The organism is Sphingosinithalassobacter tenebrarum, from assembly GCF_011057975.1.
Taxonomy (GTDB): domain Bacteria; phylum Pseudomonadota; class Alphaproteobacteria; order Sphingomonadales; family Sphingomonadaceae; genus Sphingomonas; species Sphingomonas tenebrarum.
The window spans coordinates 1375778-1392146 of the sequence record NZ_CP049109.1 but is presented as its reverse complement, the minus strand read 5'-3'; the positions used below and the strand labels follow the sequence as shown (position 1 = coordinate 1392146).

Annotated in this window: 14 protein-coding genes; 6 read left to right on the top strand and 8 right to left on the bottom strand. The window is 61.0% G+C overall.

Features of this window, described 5'->3' with window-relative positions; translation table 11 throughout:
* The first annotated feature begins 8 nt into the window (after nucleotides 1-8).
* On the top strand, nucleotides 9-995 hold the full coding sequence (locus G5C33_RS06855) for a class I SAM-dependent methyltransferase (protein WP_165326531.1): 987 nt from the start codon (nucleotides 9-11) through the stop codon (nucleotides 993-995).
* Here the strand turns inward: G5C33_RS06855 and G5C33_RS06850 are convergent.
* Nucleotides 968-1819 carry a metallophosphoesterase family protein gene (locus tag G5C33_RS06850; RefSeq protein ID WP_228275218.1) on the bottom strand — a complete coding sequence of 284 codons (852 nt, stop codon included), beginning with the start codon at nucleotides 1817-1819 and terminating at the stop codon, nucleotides 968-970. The two genes, G5C33_RS06855 and G5C33_RS06850, sit on opposite strands and share 28 nt — an antisense overlap.
* Before the next feature lie 416 nt (nucleotides 1820-2235).
* Here G5C33_RS06850 and G5C33_RS06845 point away from each other — a divergent pair, with 416 nt between their 5' ends.
* The 4 genes from G5C33_RS06845 (at nucleotide 2236) to G5C33_RS06830 (ending at nucleotide 5659) form a co-directional block, all read left to right on the top strand.
* Nucleotides 2236-2631 carry a glycosyltransferase family protein gene (locus G5C33_RS06845; protein WP_206518646.1) on the top strand — a complete coding sequence of 132 codons (396 nt, stop codon included), beginning with the start codon at nucleotides 2236-2238 and terminating at the stop codon, nucleotides 2629-2631.
* Nucleotides 2628-3122, top strand: a complete 495-nt coding sequence (locus G5C33_RS06840; protein WP_165326528.1) for a glycosyltransferase — start codon at nucleotides 2628-2630, stop codon at nucleotides 3120-3122. The genes G5C33_RS06845 and G5C33_RS06840 overlap by 4 nt, the downstream gene beginning before the upstream one ends.
* Before the next feature lie 157 nt (nucleotides 3123-3279).
* Nucleotides 3280-4575: an O-antigen ligase family protein gene (locus G5C33_RS06835; RefSeq protein ID WP_165326527.1), complete on the top strand. Its 1296-nt coding sequence runs from the start codon at nucleotides 3280-3282 to the stop codon at nucleotides 4573-4575.
* A 1-nt stretch (nucleotide 4576) separates the two neighbouring features.
* The gene (locus G5C33_RS06830; protein ID WP_165326526.1) at nucleotides 4577-5659 is read left to right on the top strand and encodes a glycosyltransferase family 4 protein; all 1083 of its coding nucleotides are present in this window, start codon (nucleotides 4577-4579) and stop codon (nucleotides 5657-5659) included.
* Here the strand turns inward: G5C33_RS06830 and G5C33_RS06825 are convergent.
* The 5 genes from G5C33_RS06825 to G5C33_RS06805 all read right to left on the bottom strand — a co-directional run bounded on the left by G5C33_RS06825 (nucleotide 5637) and on the right by G5C33_RS06805 (nucleotide 12190).
* Entirely contained in the window at nucleotides 5637-6617 is a 981-nt protein-coding gene (locus G5C33_RS06825; protein ID WP_165326525.1) for a glycosyltransferase family 2 protein, read from the bottom strand. The two genes, G5C33_RS06830 and G5C33_RS06825, sit on opposite strands and share 23 nt — an antisense overlap.
* Entirely contained in the window at nucleotides 6614-7933 is a 1320-nt protein-coding gene (locus tag G5C33_RS06820) for a hypothetical protein (RefSeq protein WP_165326524.1), read from the bottom strand. The genes G5C33_RS06825 and G5C33_RS06820 overlap by 4 nt, the downstream gene beginning before the upstream one ends.
* A gap of 44 nt (nucleotides 7934-7977) precedes the next feature.
* Nucleotides 7978-10047 (bottom strand): GumC family protein, encoded by a 2070-nt coding sequence (locus G5C33_RS06815; RefSeq protein ID WP_165326523.1) that lies wholly within the window; start codon nucleotides 10045-10047, stop codon nucleotides 7978-7980.
* A 101-nt stretch (nucleotides 10048-10148) separates the two neighbouring features.
* Nucleotides 10149-11459, bottom strand: coding sequence for an outer membrane beta-barrel protein (locus G5C33_RS06810; protein ID WP_165326522.1), 1311 nt, complete (start codon nucleotides 11457-11459; stop codon nucleotides 10149-10151).
* Between the two features lie 155 nt (nucleotides 11460-11614).
* Nucleotides 11615-12190 carry a polysaccharide biosynthesis/export family protein gene (locus tag G5C33_RS06805; RefSeq protein WP_165326521.1) on the bottom strand — a complete coding sequence of 192 codons (576 nt, stop codon included), beginning with the start codon at nucleotides 12188-12190 and terminating at the stop codon, nucleotides 11615-11617.
* Between the two features lie 219 nt (nucleotides 12191-12409).
* On the opposite strand from G5C33_RS06805, the gene G5C33_RS06800 reads away from it, so the two are divergent.
* A complete protein-coding gene (locus G5C33_RS06800) occupies nucleotides 12410-13822 on the top strand; it encodes a BNR-4 repeat-containing protein (RefSeq protein ID WP_165326520.1) in 1413 nt (470 codons plus the stop codon).
* A 15-nt stretch (nucleotides 13823-13837) separates the two neighbouring features.
* On the opposite strand, the gene G5C33_RS06795 is transcribed toward G5C33_RS06800, so the two are convergent.
* Together G5C33_RS06795 and G5C33_RS06790 are read right to left on the bottom strand one after the other, a co-directional pair.
* Nucleotides 13838-15082, bottom strand: coding sequence for an oligosaccharide flippase family protein (locus tag G5C33_RS06795; RefSeq protein WP_165326519.1), 1245 nt, complete (start codon nucleotides 15080-15082; stop codon nucleotides 13838-13840).
* Between the two features lie 27 nt (nucleotides 15083-15109).
* The gene (locus G5C33_RS06790) at nucleotides 15110-16366 is read right to left on the bottom strand and encodes a glycosyltransferase family 4 protein (RefSeq protein ID WP_165326518.1); all 1257 of its coding nucleotides are present in this window, start codon (nucleotides 16364-16366) and stop codon (nucleotides 15110-15112) included.
* Nucleotides 16367-16369 lie beyond the last annotated feature (3 nt).

The window sequence follows — 16369 nt, the reverse complement described above, 5'->3', positions numbered from 1 at the left end:
CACAGAGAGTGATCAATACCGATCTGTTCATCGCACGGGACCGATGTCCGGTTTGCGCGTCAGGCGATGGCAAGCAGCTGTTTTCCTCACCGCTGACCGAACCGCCCGTTCGTTCGCTTCTCCAGAGCCATCACGATCCCCAGGGGACAGTCGACTGGTCGCTGCTCGAGGGTACGGACTATCGCTTGCTGGAATGCGGCGTATGCGGGCTGATATGGCAATGGGCCGCGCCGAACGATCGGATGATGTCCGAAATCTATGATCGGATGATCGACCCCGCCTTTCTCGAGAAGGTCGAGCATGAGCGGCTGACACTGGCCAGTTTTCAACAGATCGCCAACGAACTGGCGATGCTGTTTTCACGGCTGGGAAAACATCCCGGCGATATCACGCTGCTCGATTTCGGGTCGGGGCACGGTCGCTGGGCGCGGGTTGCTCGCGGCATGGGGGCCCGCGTATTCACGACCGAAATCGGCGAAGCCAAACGGGAAATGGCCCGATCGATCGGTGCGGAGGTAATCGCCGACGCCGAGGTCGACACGATGCGCTTCGATATCGTGCACACCGAGCAGGTTTTCGAACATGTCGCCGACCCGGGGGATCTTTTCCGGCGCCTTTCCCGGGTCACCGCCGGGCTGATGAAACTGGCGGTACCGCCCGGAGACACCGTCGCAGCAGCTTTGGCGCGCCACCCCTTCCCCACTGTATCGCCATTTGAAAAGGTTCTCGCGGGCAAGCGGCTGACGCCACTCGACTATAGCTGGAACGCGGTTCAGCCGCTCGAGCACATCAATTGTTTCCCGCGTTCGGCGATCGCCCGGCTGGCTGACGATCACGGTATGGAGATCATCGGAGAGCGGCGGCGCCGCAATCTATCGGTCGACCTTTCGAATCCGGCCTCTTTTCTCCGTTCGGCCGCCGGCGCAGTGCGCAGTCTGGGAAAGAACCTGCTGCGCGAAAAGGGATATTATGTATTGCGGCCCAGCAAGGGCTGAGAGCCGAAGAGGCTGCCGGCAAGCTGCCCTTCGGTATCGGCCGCTTCATTTTCCGGTTCGGACGGCTGATCGGGGTCAGTCGCCACCGTATCGCGCGCTTCGTCCTCGACATAGAGCGCGGTAAGGACGCCGGTCTGATAGGCACCGGTGTCGATCCCGACCCGGTTCGAACGAATATCGACGCCGGGCGAAATACTATGCCCATGTACCACGACCGCGCCGTGATCGCCTTCATAGTTCAGAAATTCGTCCCGGATCCACATCAGGTCGTTTCGCTTCTGGCGATTGAGCGGCACCTTGGGACGCACGCCGGCATGGCAGAAGTAATAGTCGCCCGATTGGGCACAAAGCGGCCATTTTCGAAGCCACTCGACAATTTTTGACGGAATTGCCTCGCGAAGCGCTGCGATGAACTTCTCCGGGTTATCGCGGCGATGAAACTCCTCCAGGCCGAAACTCTCGACCGTTTCCTTCCCGCCGACATGCATCCAGGGCCGCAACAGCCGCAATTCTCCGTCCAACACCCGCAGCAGCATTTCCTCGTGATTGCCCATCAGCATGATCTGGCCGGTCGTGTTTTCCGACCAGTCCCAAAGGAAATCGAGCACCTCCGCGGAGTTCGGACCGCGGTCAATCACGTCTCCCAGCAGCACGACATGCAACGCTTCCGGCTCGGGCAGCCCGCGCGAATGCTGCTCGATCCGGCGCAGCAAGTCGCGGAGCAGATCGTAGCGGCCGTGGATATCCCCGATCGCATAGATGCGTTCGCCCGCTGCTGTCGCTCTTGCCTTTCCACCTTTTCGTTTCGAAGGGGATCTTGCCAAACAATTGCTCCGGCATAGCGGCTGACGGGACGAGGAATCTTCCATAGGAAGGCGCTTTGCGCAAGCCAATCGATCGCAGCCGAGGAAATCGACCCGACCAGGGGCAGAGGTCATCCCACCTCTCTGCTTTCTCGTTTAAATAATCGGGATAGCTTCAAAATTTCGCCGAAATGGAATTGTTCTCTTGCCTTTGGCAGGACCGATGTGATGTAGCTTTCGCGAAGAAACACCACGAGGGAATTTCCGTCCATCTGAATTCCCTGGGAGAGAATCTTGCCAACGGCCAATCCGGTACCGCGGACAGCATATGGGTGTCTGGACGCATCATGAGCGATCAGACAGGGTTCCAAACTGCAGCGGACCAGCGTTTTGTGGTCATGGCCGTGGCATCGGGGGGCGGGCATTGGGAAGAACTGATGCTTCTGCGCCCGGCGCTCGACCGCTATAGCCCGATCTATGTGACGACCAATGCCAAGCTCGGCACTCGCGACGGACTTGTCGGCGTTCGCGTGCTGCCCGATTGCAATCGCGACCAGCCCTCGAAATCGCTGCGCAGCCTTTGGCACAGCTTTCGGCTGGTCTGGAAAAGCCGTCCGAATCTCCTGGTCACCACGGGCGCGCTGCCCGGTCTCTTCTGCCTGATCGGCGCGCGCCTTCTGGGCGCCAAGACCATCTGGATCGACAGTGTTGCCAATTCCGATGGTCCCTCGCTGAGCGGCCGCTTCGCCAAGCCCTTTTCGACCTTGTGGCTGGCACAATGGCCCCATCTCGCCGATGGCCGCGACGTTCTCTACGGGGGAAGCCTTTTGTGATCCTCCTGACGGTTGGAACCCAGTTGCCGTTCGACCGCCTTGTGCGCCTGGTCGACACGATCGCACCCGAACTGTCCGAAGCGGTCTTCGCGCAGATCGGCGCGAGCAGCTATGAACCGAAGAACATGAAGTGGCGCAGCGTCGTCGATCCGATCGAGTTCGAAACGATGATCGAAGAGGCATCGTTTATCGTCTCGCATGCGGGAATAGGCACAGTCGTGATGGCGCAGCGACACCTGAAGCCGTTGATCCTGTTCCCCAGACTTTCCACGCTGCGCGAGCATCGCAACGACCACCAGCTCGCCACGATCCAGACCCTCGAAGGTCGCGAGGGAATCCACGTGGCACGCGATGAGGAAGAGCTGCGCAAGCTGCTGATCGGCCACCCGCTCCCCCCGCCGGCGCCGCTTCCCGAAAACCCGGAACGACTGCGCTTGCGCACCACTGTCGGTGAGTTCATTGAAAAGGTGCGTTTGGGACAGCGTGTTTGACGGTTGCCCTTTCAACCGCCGGATCAAATAATCACCACTAATCGAGTCGCACGTCAGCGGGGAACTTCGAATGGCAACACAGCCGGCTTCCGGTTCTAGCGCTCAAACCGAAAATCCGAAGCAGGCCGCCGTCGGTGCGACACCAGTCGAACGGGCGTTGGCTTCGCTCTGCTTTTTCGCGCTCCTCACCTTCACGCTGCTCGGCCCGCTGATGACGTTCGGTCGCGATGATGCCGAGGGAAGCGGCTCCTTCATCCGGCAGGTAGGCTATGTCGTGATCGCGGGTCTGGCCTTTCTCGCCGCAGACGGGTTCCGCAAACCCTGGCGCCTTACGGTCGTCCCCGTTTCCATCATCGTTGCACTGGGGTGGTGCTGGCTGAGCGTGACCTGGGCGATCGCGCCCGACATTGCGCTTCGCCGTCTCATTCTGACCACGCTGATTATCTGGACGGTTTTTGTCCTGGTGCGGCAGATGGGATTTGACAGGACCGTCGGCGTGATTCGCCTGGCGCTGCTTCTGGTTCTGATCGGCAATTTCGCGGCGGTATATTTCTGGCCGGATTTCGGCATCCACAGAGCCAACGAACTGGGCGACAACTCGCTTATCGACGACTGGCGCGGGATCATGGGGCACAAGAATATCGCCGGCATGACCTCCGCGCTGACCGTGATCTTCTACCTGTATTACAGGGGCAAGCTGCCCCAGCTGGTGCGCTTCGCGATCATCGGCGCAGCCATCTACTTCCTGCTCATGAGCAGTTCGCGAACCTCCCTGGGTGTCGGCATCGCGGCGATCGTCTTCGGCTTCATCCTGCAGCGCTACAAGGTGCGGTATCGGGGCATTCTTCTGGCGCTGCTCATGATCGTGCTGATGGTGGGCGCAATGTTCATCAACGTCGCGATCGATCCGCTGCGCGCCAGCCTGAACGACCCGACCGCCTTTACGGGCCGCACGCAGATCTGGAATGCGATGATCCATTACGCGCGAACCAGGCCGTTCACCGGTTCGGGCTACGGATCTTTCTGGAATATCGGCGAACGCAGTCCGATCTATCGATATGCCATCGACTGGGTCATGACGGTGCGACAGGGCCATAACGGCTATCTCGATCTGATCGTCCAGATCGGCCTGCCCGGTCTCGCCATCGTATTGGTGGCGACGCTGATCCTTCCTTTCGCGAAACTGTTCAATACACGCCAGGCAGAAGGCATGCCGACCGCGCTGATCAGTGCATTGCTCGTCTTTCTGATCGGCCATAACGGCTCTGAATCGAGCCTGTTCGATCGCGACACGCTGGGCCAGGTCTTTCTGATGATCGCCATCGGGCTAATCTGGGCGCTGGCTGCGTCGCGCCGTGGGCGCCGGCTCAAATCCTCCGGCGCCGACCTCCTCGCCTGGGCCAATCGGCGCGGCACCGAAATGCGGAGCCAGGGAGAGCCGGGAGGCCGCTGATATGGGCGCGCGCCGCAGATTGGTGTGCCTGTTGGGCGGAACAATGCAGCACCGCGGCGGCGTCGAATCTTTCTGCGAGCGCGCATGCACCGCCTTCGAACAACATTCCCGAAGCTGGGATGTCGAATGGATCGCAGCGGACACGGCCTTTGCGCGTCCTGCGACTCTCGGCCGGATAGCCGCCGGAATGCGCAGGCTCCGCCAAGCGAAGCGCAAGGGCGCCGCCGCGGTATGGATCCAGGTGACGAATCTGCCCGATCTGCTTTACATCGGCTGGGCAAGGCTGATCGGTCTCCCGGTGATCGTCACGCCGCATTACGGTCGCAACTTCACGATTGAACGCTGGGCCCGCCGGACACCTTTCGTGCGTTTCGCGCTCGCCCGTGCCGACCGGCTGGCGCTGCTCTTTGATCGCCAGCCGAGCGATATAACGTTGCCGGAAAGGACAAAACGCGCGTCGATCGGAACGTTCCTGCCGCGCAGCATATTCGAGCTGTCGTCGCCCCCTTCCGAGGGTCCGGCTACTCTCACCTTGCTGCACGCCGCCCGGTTTTCCGAGCAAAAGGGCAGTTTTCGCTTCGTCGAAATATGCGCCGCGCTACACGCGAAGGGCCTGCCTTTCCGTGCAACAATGATTGGAAGAGGTGACGCATCGACAATGGCGCGCATCGAAAGCGAGATCGATGCCGCCGGGCTGGCCGGTCACGTGACGATATGCTCCTGGGCCGACGAAAGCGAAATGGCTGCGCTGCTGAACGATACCGACGTGCTGGTGCATCTTTCGACGCTCGACTGTTTCCCGCTGATAGTACTCGAGGCCCTAGCGGTCGGGGTCGTACCGGTGGTTCACGAACTGCCCGGCCCGTGCGAGATGGTCGAGCGTTATGCCGGACTGGCCGTTGCCGGCAATGCCGTGGCGGATGTTGTCGACTGGATTGCCGCTCGGGACGTGCAGGTGCTTCGCACCGAAAGGTCCGCCCTGCGCACGCAGGTGCGCGGCGACTATCAGTGGGAACAACCGATCCGCAAAATCGAAGCGCTTCTCGATTCGGTGGCGCCGCCTATTGCTCATCCGACGCAATGACACGAACGGAAAGCGGATCGCGGGGAGATTTACGCGGCCGGACCATGCCCAGCAGCGTCATTGCCGCGCTCGCATTCCAGTAGACGAAGGAATAGAGGCCAAGGTTGAGCGACCGGCGGCGCCAGGTGAGAAACACCAACGGCACGAGCAGGAGCGGAACAAGCCCGAGCGGCCAGTAGCTTGCCGCCGCCAATATCGCCAACCACCAGCACAGCACGGCCAGTGCGCTGCGCAGATGGCCCAGCCTGCGAGCCACGAAGGGGAAATAGCCCCCTTCCAGCGATGCCCGGATCACACCGCCACTACCGGTCATCTGCCCCGATTTCAGTCTGCGGATCATGAGACGATAGCCGCCGCCGCCATGCGCGGTATGCTCGGTGGCGTTGACAGCAATGCGCGCGAGCCGCCACCCCTTGGCATGCAACCGCGCACCGAGATCGAACTCCTCGAAGGATTTCAGATTGCGATCGGCGAGATACCCGACCTCGCATATGGCTTTCGTTCGATACAGTCCGCCGCCATCGAGCCAGGCGACATCGCCGGCCTTCCACTTGCGCATTTCGGCCACACGGATGCGGAATTCCTGTGTTCCTGCATTATGCTCGGTCATCAGCCCGCCCACGCCGGCAAGATCATTGCGCTTGCGCATCAACGCGATTGCGGCGGGCAGGAAATCGGGATCGAGCGTCATATCCCCGTCGAGGAGGTAGAAAAACTCGGTATCGACAGTCTGGAAGGCGAGCTGGGCACCGGCGCCGCAACACGCATCCGCAGGATTGCGCAGCTGGACGATGCGAATGGGAAACCGGCGCGCAATCGCGATGGTGGCATCGGACGACCCGCTGTCAGCCAGAACAACTTCACCGTTCAGCGGCGCAACGGCGGCAAGCGCACTGCGAATCGCATCAGCGATATGCGCCTCCTCGTTCAACGCCTTTATGCCGACGGTCACGGTCATCCGCCCACAACGCCCCCGTTGCCCGCTTCGCTCCGTTCGTTCGCTCCGCCCTTTTGATTTCGGTGCCAGCGGCCGGCCGCGCGAAAGATCAGCAGCGCACTTAACAATTCACCCGCGACGACGCCGACGAGCGACCAGACCGGCTCGGCAATCGACAAGGCAATCGTAACGCCGATACAAGTGACCGGCGCAGCGATCATGCCGACCACCGCAAGCTCCCTGAACGCGCCCGAAGCTTGCAGGAGTACGGCTTCGGGCAGCCGCACGATGCGGAACGCCACAGTGGCCATCCAGAGTATGGCTCCGGCAACGATGCTCGAATAGGAATAGCCTTCCGGGATCAGAAAACCCGGAGCGGCAAGCAGCAGCGTCGCCGCGACGATACCGGTGCCCACCCAGATGGCAGCGATGATTCCCCGGCTGGACCATCGCAACCAGCCGATCCGCGCCAGATTCGCCTCGGCGATCGCAATGGCGAAACGCGGGCGTTCATATTCGAAAAGCGCGTTGATCGCGACTGCGGTGGGGCGGACGAGGAGGCCGCTGGCGGCGATCGGGGCGAATGCCGCCGGATCGACAAGAGTCGCCACGAGATAGGCATGACCGTTGGCGGTGAGTTCCGTCGTCACCACGCCCAGGATCGACCACCGGCCATACTCGCTCCAGACGCCGCGATAGGAACGCGGTATCCGCTGCCGCAGGGAGCGAAGCTGCATGCGCAACGAAGAGCGTATAAAGGGAAAGAGAGCGCAGAAGGCGGCGGCAAGGAACAGCGTGAAGGGATAGGCGCTGCCCAGCCCGAACACGCCTTGCGCCGTGGCGAGCACGCCGATCAGCAGCACCGCAGTATAGACAAAATCCGATACCACGACATCACGCTGCCGGCGCGATATGCTGTAGGAATGCGCGCGGGCGAACCAGCGCAGCAATGCCAGGCCGGTAAAGGCGCCATAGGCAGCAGCGCCCCACCCGTCTTCTCCCATCAACAGGGCAAGCGCGGAAAAGACGATCGCCACTGCGAGCGAACCCGCCATGCTCAGCGACAGGATGCCGTGCAGCATGGCTCGCTGGCTATCCTCACATCGCGTCAGGATGGTGGGCAACGGTGCACAGAACAGCGCCGTCCATATCCCGAGTGTGAACTGCGACGCGATCAGGAGGAACGAATATCGTCCGAAGCCGTCGGGCGCCAGCTGCTGCAGCAACACCAGCGAAAGCAGGAATTGCGCCGCCGCCGCTCCCGCCGGCCCGCCGATCGCGAAGCCGTATCGGCTCAAATTCGCGGCACCGGCGCCAAGGCGGGGCATCATCCGCATCGGGACGTCATCTACCGTTCGCGCAGAAGGGCGAATGGAAAGGCCTATTCGCCCTTCTGTTGATAATAGGCCGAATAGCGCTGCAGATAATAATGTCCTCCGACCATTTCGGCCGACGAGTCCACCATCGTGACGATTGCGCCGCCGACGTTCGCACCATCGCTACGGACGGTCGCAACCGCCTGACGGGCAAGCTTTGCCGGCGTATCGTTCCACTTGATCACCATCACGTTGACATCCGCCATCGCGGCAATGAAGCGGCCGTCGGCCAGGCCCACCAGCGGCGGCAGATCGAGCACGATATGATCGTAGCGCTTGCGAACCTCGGCCAGGAGCTGCTGCATGCGGCCACCGCCGAAAAGATTTTCCGACGTATAATAGGGCTCGCGGACGAGCAGATGGTCCAGCAGCTCGAAATTGCTCGGCTGGATCGCTTCGTCCACCGTGGCTTCCTGGCGCAGGATTTCCACCGTACCCGGAATTCCCTTGCGCAGCGGAACCAGCTGACTCAGCGCCGCACGACGAATGTCGCACTCCAGCAGCAGCGTACGGCTTCCGGCATTTGCCAGAGTTCGTGCGAAAGCAAGCGCGGTGGTCGTCTTGCCTTCCCCCGGGATCGCCGACGAAATGGCGATAACCTGCGCCTCGCTCTCGTTCTGCCCGGTGAGCAGGGCCGCCCGCGCGATACGATAGGATTCGGAGAAGAAGGAAGTCGGAGCTTCGATCAGCTGATCCGCCGGGTTGGGATCGTTCACCCGCGGAATTGCGGCGAGGATCGGCAGGCCAAGCAGATCCTCGATTTCTTCCGCGGAGCGCATACCGACCGACATGATTTCCTGGAAGGCGATCACACCACCACCCGCAGCAATGCCCGCGAAAAGCGCCAGCATCAGGAAGAGCGGCTTGTTGGGGAAGCTGGGTTGCGAGGGCGGTTCGGCCCGGTCGACGATCGCCGCCGCCGACATCTGGTTCTGCGCAGCCTGCGTACTGGCCATCGATTGCTCGATCGTGTGTTCGTAAAGTGCACGCTTTGCCTCGGCTTCGCGTTCCAAGCTTTCCGCAATCACGCTGGCGCGGGTATCTTCGGCCCGTTCGGATTCAAGCTGTCCAAGCGAGGATCGCAGGCTGTCGACACGCGCCTGCGCCGCCGCGGCCCGGGATTCCAGCGACCCCACGATGCGACGCGCCTCCTGAAGTATCTGTTCGTCGATCTGCTCCAGCTGTTCGCGAGCCTGAATCGTATCGACGTACCGGTCGCCATAGCGAGCAGTAACCTCGGAGATGTGGCGCACCACTTCCGCACGCTGGGCACGCAGCGTCGCGATCACTCCCGATTGCAGCACGCCGGAAATGGCCCCCCAATCACGGCGCGCCATCTGACGACGCGCCGCCGCCAACTCGGCACGCGCCTGCGCCGCCTCGGATTCGGCCTGCGCCAGGCTTCCGGCTAGCGGCGCGACCTGCTGATCGGTAACGGTGCCGGCGCTGAACCCTTCGGTATTGCCCTGCAAAAGCCCATGTTCGGCACGGAAACGCGCCACTTCGGCATCCGCCGCGCGCACTTCGGCGCTGAGCTCGGCGATGCGCTGGCGAAACCATTGCGCCTGGCGCGCGGCGACCGCGGTACGGTCTCCCACTTCGCCCTGGATATAGTTGCTGGCGAAGGCATTCGCGATCCGCGCCGCCTTTACGGGATCGACCGATTCGAATCCTACGCCGAGAATGTAGGTCTGCCCTTCGCGATAGACACCCAGCTTGCCGAGCACGGCATTCGCGACGGCGATCTCCCGTTCCTCCGCAGTCATCTGCGGCCCATCCTCCTTGGGCGGCGAATAAAAGTCAGGATCGTCGACGAGCCCGAGCTCGCGCACGACCGAACGGCCGAGATTGAGCGAATAGAAGGAAGAGACCTCGGTCTGAATTGCCTCATCGCTCAGCGTCGCCCGTTCCGACTTCTCACTCGCTGCCAGCGGATCGCGGGAAGGATCGATTCGAACGCGAGCCTGGCTGTAATAGCGAGGCGTGAGCGAATAGACGTAAATTGCGCCTGCGACGAACACCGCTGCGGCAATCAGCGCCATGACCCACCAGCGACGGCGAATGGTATCGCGCACGCGCAGGAAAAGGTCTGCAAACGAACTTTCAGAGGACTCCGCGAGCTTAACTTCCATTTCACTTCCCGTTTTCGAACACGCCGCGAGCAGCCGGATTCAGATCAAAGCTTGAATGTAAATCCGACCGTAGCAGTGAGATCATCAAAGTTGCTCGCAGAGTCGTTGCCGCCCTGTTGCACATTCGACCGTCGTTGACGATAGCTAACCGTCGCATTCAACTCGAAATTTGGAGAAATCAGATATTTCCCCGAAACGGCACCGCCGTAAATATCGGCTGCGTTGTCGCTGTTGACATACGCTTGCCAGATATAGTCGGCCCATGCCGTAAGGATTACGTTTTCACGCAACTCATGGTCAATCGACGCACCGACCAGCGTCGACCAATAGGCGTCGGCCCCACCGAAAGGGGCATCCTGCAGGCTGCGATCCACCGAGATGGCAGTCGTCGTCCGCCGGCTCGGAAAGAAGTTGACGCGCGCCGCAGCCGAAACGCCGGTCTCATTGCTGACCTGCGGCAAGGTATAATCGCGAATCGAATAACCGACCCCTACCGTGCCGTTCAGCAGCCCGGGGATCTGAAAACTGGCGCCACCCAGAATACGATAGCCCTTGGAATCGATCGAACCTGCCGAGCGCACCAGATCGACGTCGAAATCAATGTCCTGATAGGCGACTTGCGTGAACAGCGCGACGCTGGGCGAAAGCGCATAGTCGAACTGCCCGGTCACGCGATATACGCGTCGGTCTCGAAAAGACTGGTCGCGGATGCGGCCGTCGGTCAATTCCAGCGGCGAAAAGCGATAGTCCTGATAGTCGCCGGTCACCATGCCACGCACGCGACCGGAACTGTACACACCACGCAGCAGGATCGAATCGTTGCGGTAGTTGGAAATGACGATGTTTTCCGCAGTCACCGAACCGAAAAACCTGTCTTCGGCTCGCAATGCCGAATTCACGGTGCCGTTGATATAGGCCGACGAACCGATATCGTAGCGTCCGTCGAGCCCGACTTCCCAGCTGTTGGCGGAAGGGCGCGCGGAATTCGTATATTGCTCGGTGCGGACATCCGCAGCCAGCCGCAGGCTGTGCCGGGACCAGTTCGAGTTGGCCGAAATCCGGGCATTGGCGGTAGCCAGGGCAGTCGGACGGGGATCCTGTTTGGTACCGACACCGATCTGAGCCCACGGGAAAACAATGAACGATCGCACACGAACGCCGCGCGCATCATATTCCGGCCGCGCCCGCTGAGCGACCGAGACCTCCTCGTCGATGTCGAAACCTTCCGGCTCGACCGGATTGAGCAGCAACGAGCCGCCCACCTGCGCTGAGGCAGGCGCGGACACTGCAAAGATGGAAATTAGCAGGAGTGATCCAAGCCCCGCGCGCGCAGCTGGCGCCGCCGACGCGGTCACCGGGCGCCTCCGGCAAAACCCGTCCAGGAACATGCGAGATGGCGTGAGCCCCATAGTTCAATCTCGATCCCTGTCATGATTGAATGAAGCTCCATTTGCAGGTGCGGGCTACTGGTGACCTTCGCTTCCATCGGAAATTCAATCGGCGCGACTTCCTAGAAGAAAGTCTCCCCGACACGGATCGTGTCCCCCGGATAAACGCGAAGCCCCGGCGTCAGCTCGTAGGCGACTTCGTCGCTTTCGTTCTCGCCACGAATATAGATGACTTTCTTGTTCGCACGCGGCGTGAAACCACCTGCCGTGGCGACTGCGCTGCTGGCGGTCAAGCCGACCACATAGGGGAACTGCCCCGGCTGCCCGACTTCGCCGAGAACGAAGAACGGGCGGTAGGCCATGACCTCCACACTCACATGCGGATCGCGCACATAACCATCCGCCAGACGTGTCGTGACCACGCTCGCAATCTGCTCGACCGTCTTGCCGACCGCATCCACTTCGCCGATCAACGGCAACGAGACGACGCCGCGCGCACCGACCAGGAATTCACCCGAAAGGCGCTCTTCGTTGAACACGATCACGCGCAACCGATCACCCGCCCCAAGCAGATACTCGCCGACAGGGCCGGACTGGTGCTGGTACCGCTCGCCACTTGAAACGACGGTGCGATCTCCGCCCGCGCAGCCGGAAAGGGCAAGCAAGGCGCCCAAAATCAATGCGTATGCAGCGCGCAACAGCTCCCCCTATATGCATTGCGCAAAAGCGCATGTCCCGAACGACTGACCGTGTGCCATAGCCGTTGGGGCATAGCAAGCTGTCAAAAGGCTAAGTCGGTTCGCGGCGGCTCATTTCGAATCTGCAACTATCCGCGCGGGTTACGGATCATGCTGAAGCTGGAATGGCAGCCGATTCCACAGCTTGCAGGCGACACTTGGTAGGATTAGAGTCATACCATGAAAGTATCGCCCCCGCCTGCCGTGGCGGAACGTTTACTCTTGGTCTGCAGCCTGATCGGCAGTTTTTTTCTTGCCCAGCATATGGCGACGTCGCTGAGATATTCGGTGCCGGTTGCGCCTGATCATGAACTTTCGATCTGGGACAAGGGGATTCCCGGTTTCGCATCCGACGGAAGCGGCTGTGTGCGTTCCGGTGCCGATATCTATTCCTTCGACAGCCAACGACAATATCGGGCTCTCGATTTCGACCGGGCGGCTCGCGTGGCGATCAATCGTGATGTGATGAAAGGCCGCTGGGACGGTTTCTGGGACCAGGGAATGATGGTTGATACCAGTGTGGTTTTCGACCGTTCCGGCACCGCCTATACGCTCGTCGTTCCACGCGATTCCAATATGGAACGCGCTGCACTGCTCTGGTCTTCGGACCATTGCCGTTCCTGGCAGGCGGCGGCGCTCACGGGCCGAGCCGCCATGATGGAAAAGCCCGGTCCGTTTTCGCCGCGCGAAGGACCGCCCACCATCGTCAGCTTCGAAAACTACGGCGCGCATACCGGACCGCGGCTTTGGCTCGATCTGTTCGAACGATCGGATGACGGCATTGCGCGCAGCACCTCCGGGGCCCTGCTGGCCGCCGATGACAATGCCCTGGGAAGCAATCATTCCGGCGGCGGGAATGCCACGTTCACCAGCGGCGGAAAGATCGCGCTGGTCTACGCCAGCAACGACACCTCCGCGGAAGGCACACTCGGCATGGCCCGGCAATTTGATCTTGCGACGATGGAATGGAGCGGCCCGGCACAAGCCATCGCGCGCAGCAGCTCGAAACAACCCGCCGACCCCCATGCGACGCCTTCCATCGCCCCCACGCCTTCGGGCACCTTCATCGTCGCGATCGGCGGGCACCAGTCGCCCATCCTGCTGTTCCGCAGCCGAAGGCCCCACGACGTCACTACAGGATGGATTTCGGAAGGAGCGGTCGGAGCTCCCGACAGCGGGCCGCAGTTTCACGAATATACATATCCAAGTCTGGATATCGCCCGCGACGGCACCATTAACATTATCGCCCGCGCGGAAGCCGGCGGCCGCTTCAAGCTGGTGCAGTTTCGTCGTCGGCCGGGAGGCGACTGGCGACGCTGGGACCGGAAAGGCAGCCCGCATCGCGTGCTGGTGATGCCGGATCGCGGCGGATATGGCGCGTGGCGGCACCGCACAAGCATGGGCCCCGATGGCGAACTGTTCCTGAACTTTTCCTATTATGCCAACAATCTGACAGAGTCGGAGGCGCGTCAGTTGGGGATATTCGACGGCCAACGAACCTCATGTCGCGAAGGGCGCTGCTGGTATATCGATGCGCCGACGCAACCCTCGCGCACCCTGCACTCCGATGATGACGGGTTGCACTGGAAATAACCGACGCGCCCCCGGCTAGCGCAGGGCGAAGGCATAGCCCAACAGCTTGTGGCGCCTGCACTGCAGCGCAAGGAAGCAGCTCATCAACGCCTCCGCAAGCAATCCGCCAAAGGCAGCACCGATCGTCCCCTGGAAATAGATCAGCGCGAGCAGTGTCGGGACACTGAATGCCACCGCCACCAGCTGCGTCCGCGCATAGGCTCTCTTGTGCCCGTTGGCGAGCAGCGTGTTGACCCCCAGAGAGGAGTTGATCGCTGTAAAGATCGGAATGAAGACGATAATCCGCAGCATCGACACCGCACTGGCAAATTCAGCCCCGCCCAATATGTCCACGATCAACGGAGCCAAGGCGGCACAAGCCAGCGATGCGACGGAAACGCACGCGATCAAGCCGATATTCGTGATCCCGCGTACATGTTGCGGAACCCCCTCACCATCTCTCGCGCTGAGCCTGCTCGACAGCAGAAAGAGCGACTGCGTGACCGGCGCGACGACGCTCAGCAACGCGAAACGCACACGGTCTGCCAGACCATAGAGGGCGATCGCGGCTGGCGCGAAGAAAGCCGAGAGAATGATCACGGGCATATCGCGCAGCGAGGAAACGCCGAGAATGGCCAGATATTGATCAAAATCGCTCCGAAACAATGCGATTGCGTCACCGAACGAACCGCGCGCCTGGCCGGACCGCAGCGAAAAAACGTAAATCAGACTGCCCACGGCAGTGATCGCCTGGGTTGCCGCCGTAAGGAGGAGCAAAAGCGATATATCTTCCGGCCCGGTCACCAGAACTATCACAAGAAACAGCCATGTCGCCTTGCTAACGATACTAAATATCAGAAACAGCCCGATCTTATCCAGGCTATACATCATCCATCGCGGCGTATAGGCAGTCATCATAGCGGTAATGATGGCCGCAAAAATATAATCCACGCTGCCACCCGTGGTCTCACGCAATGCGATAGCGCAGACGACGGTTGCCGGCGCAAGAATTAATGTCTTCAGGATAATGCTGTTTATCGCAAGCCGCGAAAGCGCCTGCTTTCTGACAGCCTCGGCCGCATGTAACGGACCATTCACGTTGAACGTGAAATCGGAAAATAGCAGAAGGTAATTTCCGAAGGCCAACGCGACGGTGTAAAGACCAAAACCTTCCACCCCCAGCGCTCGCGAAATAAACGGCAGAGCCACCAGCGGGAAAAGGAAATTCGTCCCTTGAGTGAGGACAATCGCGACAGCGCTTCGTCCGATAACCTTGAACACGCGGCCGTGTCTCCGATCGCTAGAGCACTATTTTACCAGCGCGGTCTTCAAACGGCGCAATGTGCGATAGATGTGGGGATTGTGAGTGAATTGAAATGCCGCGTCGGTCCAGAGCAGCCCCTTTGGCCGTACCGAGTTGCGAAGTAGTGACATCATCCACTCGTGATCGGGTTTTTCGCTCAGCAGGCCGCCCTCGGCAGGATCAAGTGCCGCACGGTAGACCGCCACCGCCTCCTTGGCGATACGGTCCAGCGAAAAACGCGCGATCACGCTCTCACGCCCCTGCTTCGCCAGCCTGTCGGCAAGATCAGGATCCGCGACCAGCATCTCCAGCGCTTCGACCAGGCCTGCGCGCGAATTGGCAACAAGGCCGCCGACACCATGCTGGACCACTTCAAGCTGACCATTGTCGCGGAGCGGCGTGCTCAATGTAACCACCGGCACTTCACAAAGCATCGCTTCACACAGGACCAGGCCAAAACTCTCTCCGACCTCGGAAAGATGGAGAAAGGCGTCCAGGCTGTTGTAATATTCATTCAACAGCTCATCGCTCAGGATCGGCTCGCGAAAAAGAATCGCCTCCCTGACCGCTTTCGGCAATTTGGCGGCACGCTCGGCGTAGCCCGTCGGCGCTCCGACCAGCAGCATCTGCGCATTGGGATGCCTCGTCCTGAAATCGGCAAACACATCGAAAATGGCCGGATTCCATTTGGCAGGGATGGGCTGGCCGATGCGCCCCACCAGAAACGCGTCCTCGCGAACCCCGAGCGCTTCACGCGCCGCGGCCCGCTCAGCATCAGACAAGGGCCGAAATCGGTCTGTCTCCACGCAATTGGGAAGGATGGTGGCAGGTGACGCCTTGCGTCCTCCCCATTTGCGCCATTTCAGCAGTGACCATTTTGCCAGGTGCAAATGAACATCGATCAAACTGGTCGGAATCGTATGGTCGAACCGCCCGAAGACGTTGGTTTCGACGATCTTCGTTCCGCTGTCCTTGAAAGCCCGCATCAAAGCGGCTTCGGTCGGATCGGGATAGCCAGAGCGGTGGATATGCACGATGTCCGGCTTCCAGGCGATCGCCTTTTCCAGAGCATCCTTTTCCTCGTCCAGCGGTCCGAAAACCGGGATGCCCGCCGCGTCGAGAAAGGTCTTCCTCGGCCCCAGGCCGGCATAGGCCAGAAACGCGACGTCATTGCCTAGCTGCGCAACCCCGATGGAAAGCGCCTGCGCGACGCGTTGGGTACCGCCGATCTGGAGATTTTTGGCAATCGTAAGGACGCGCATCGC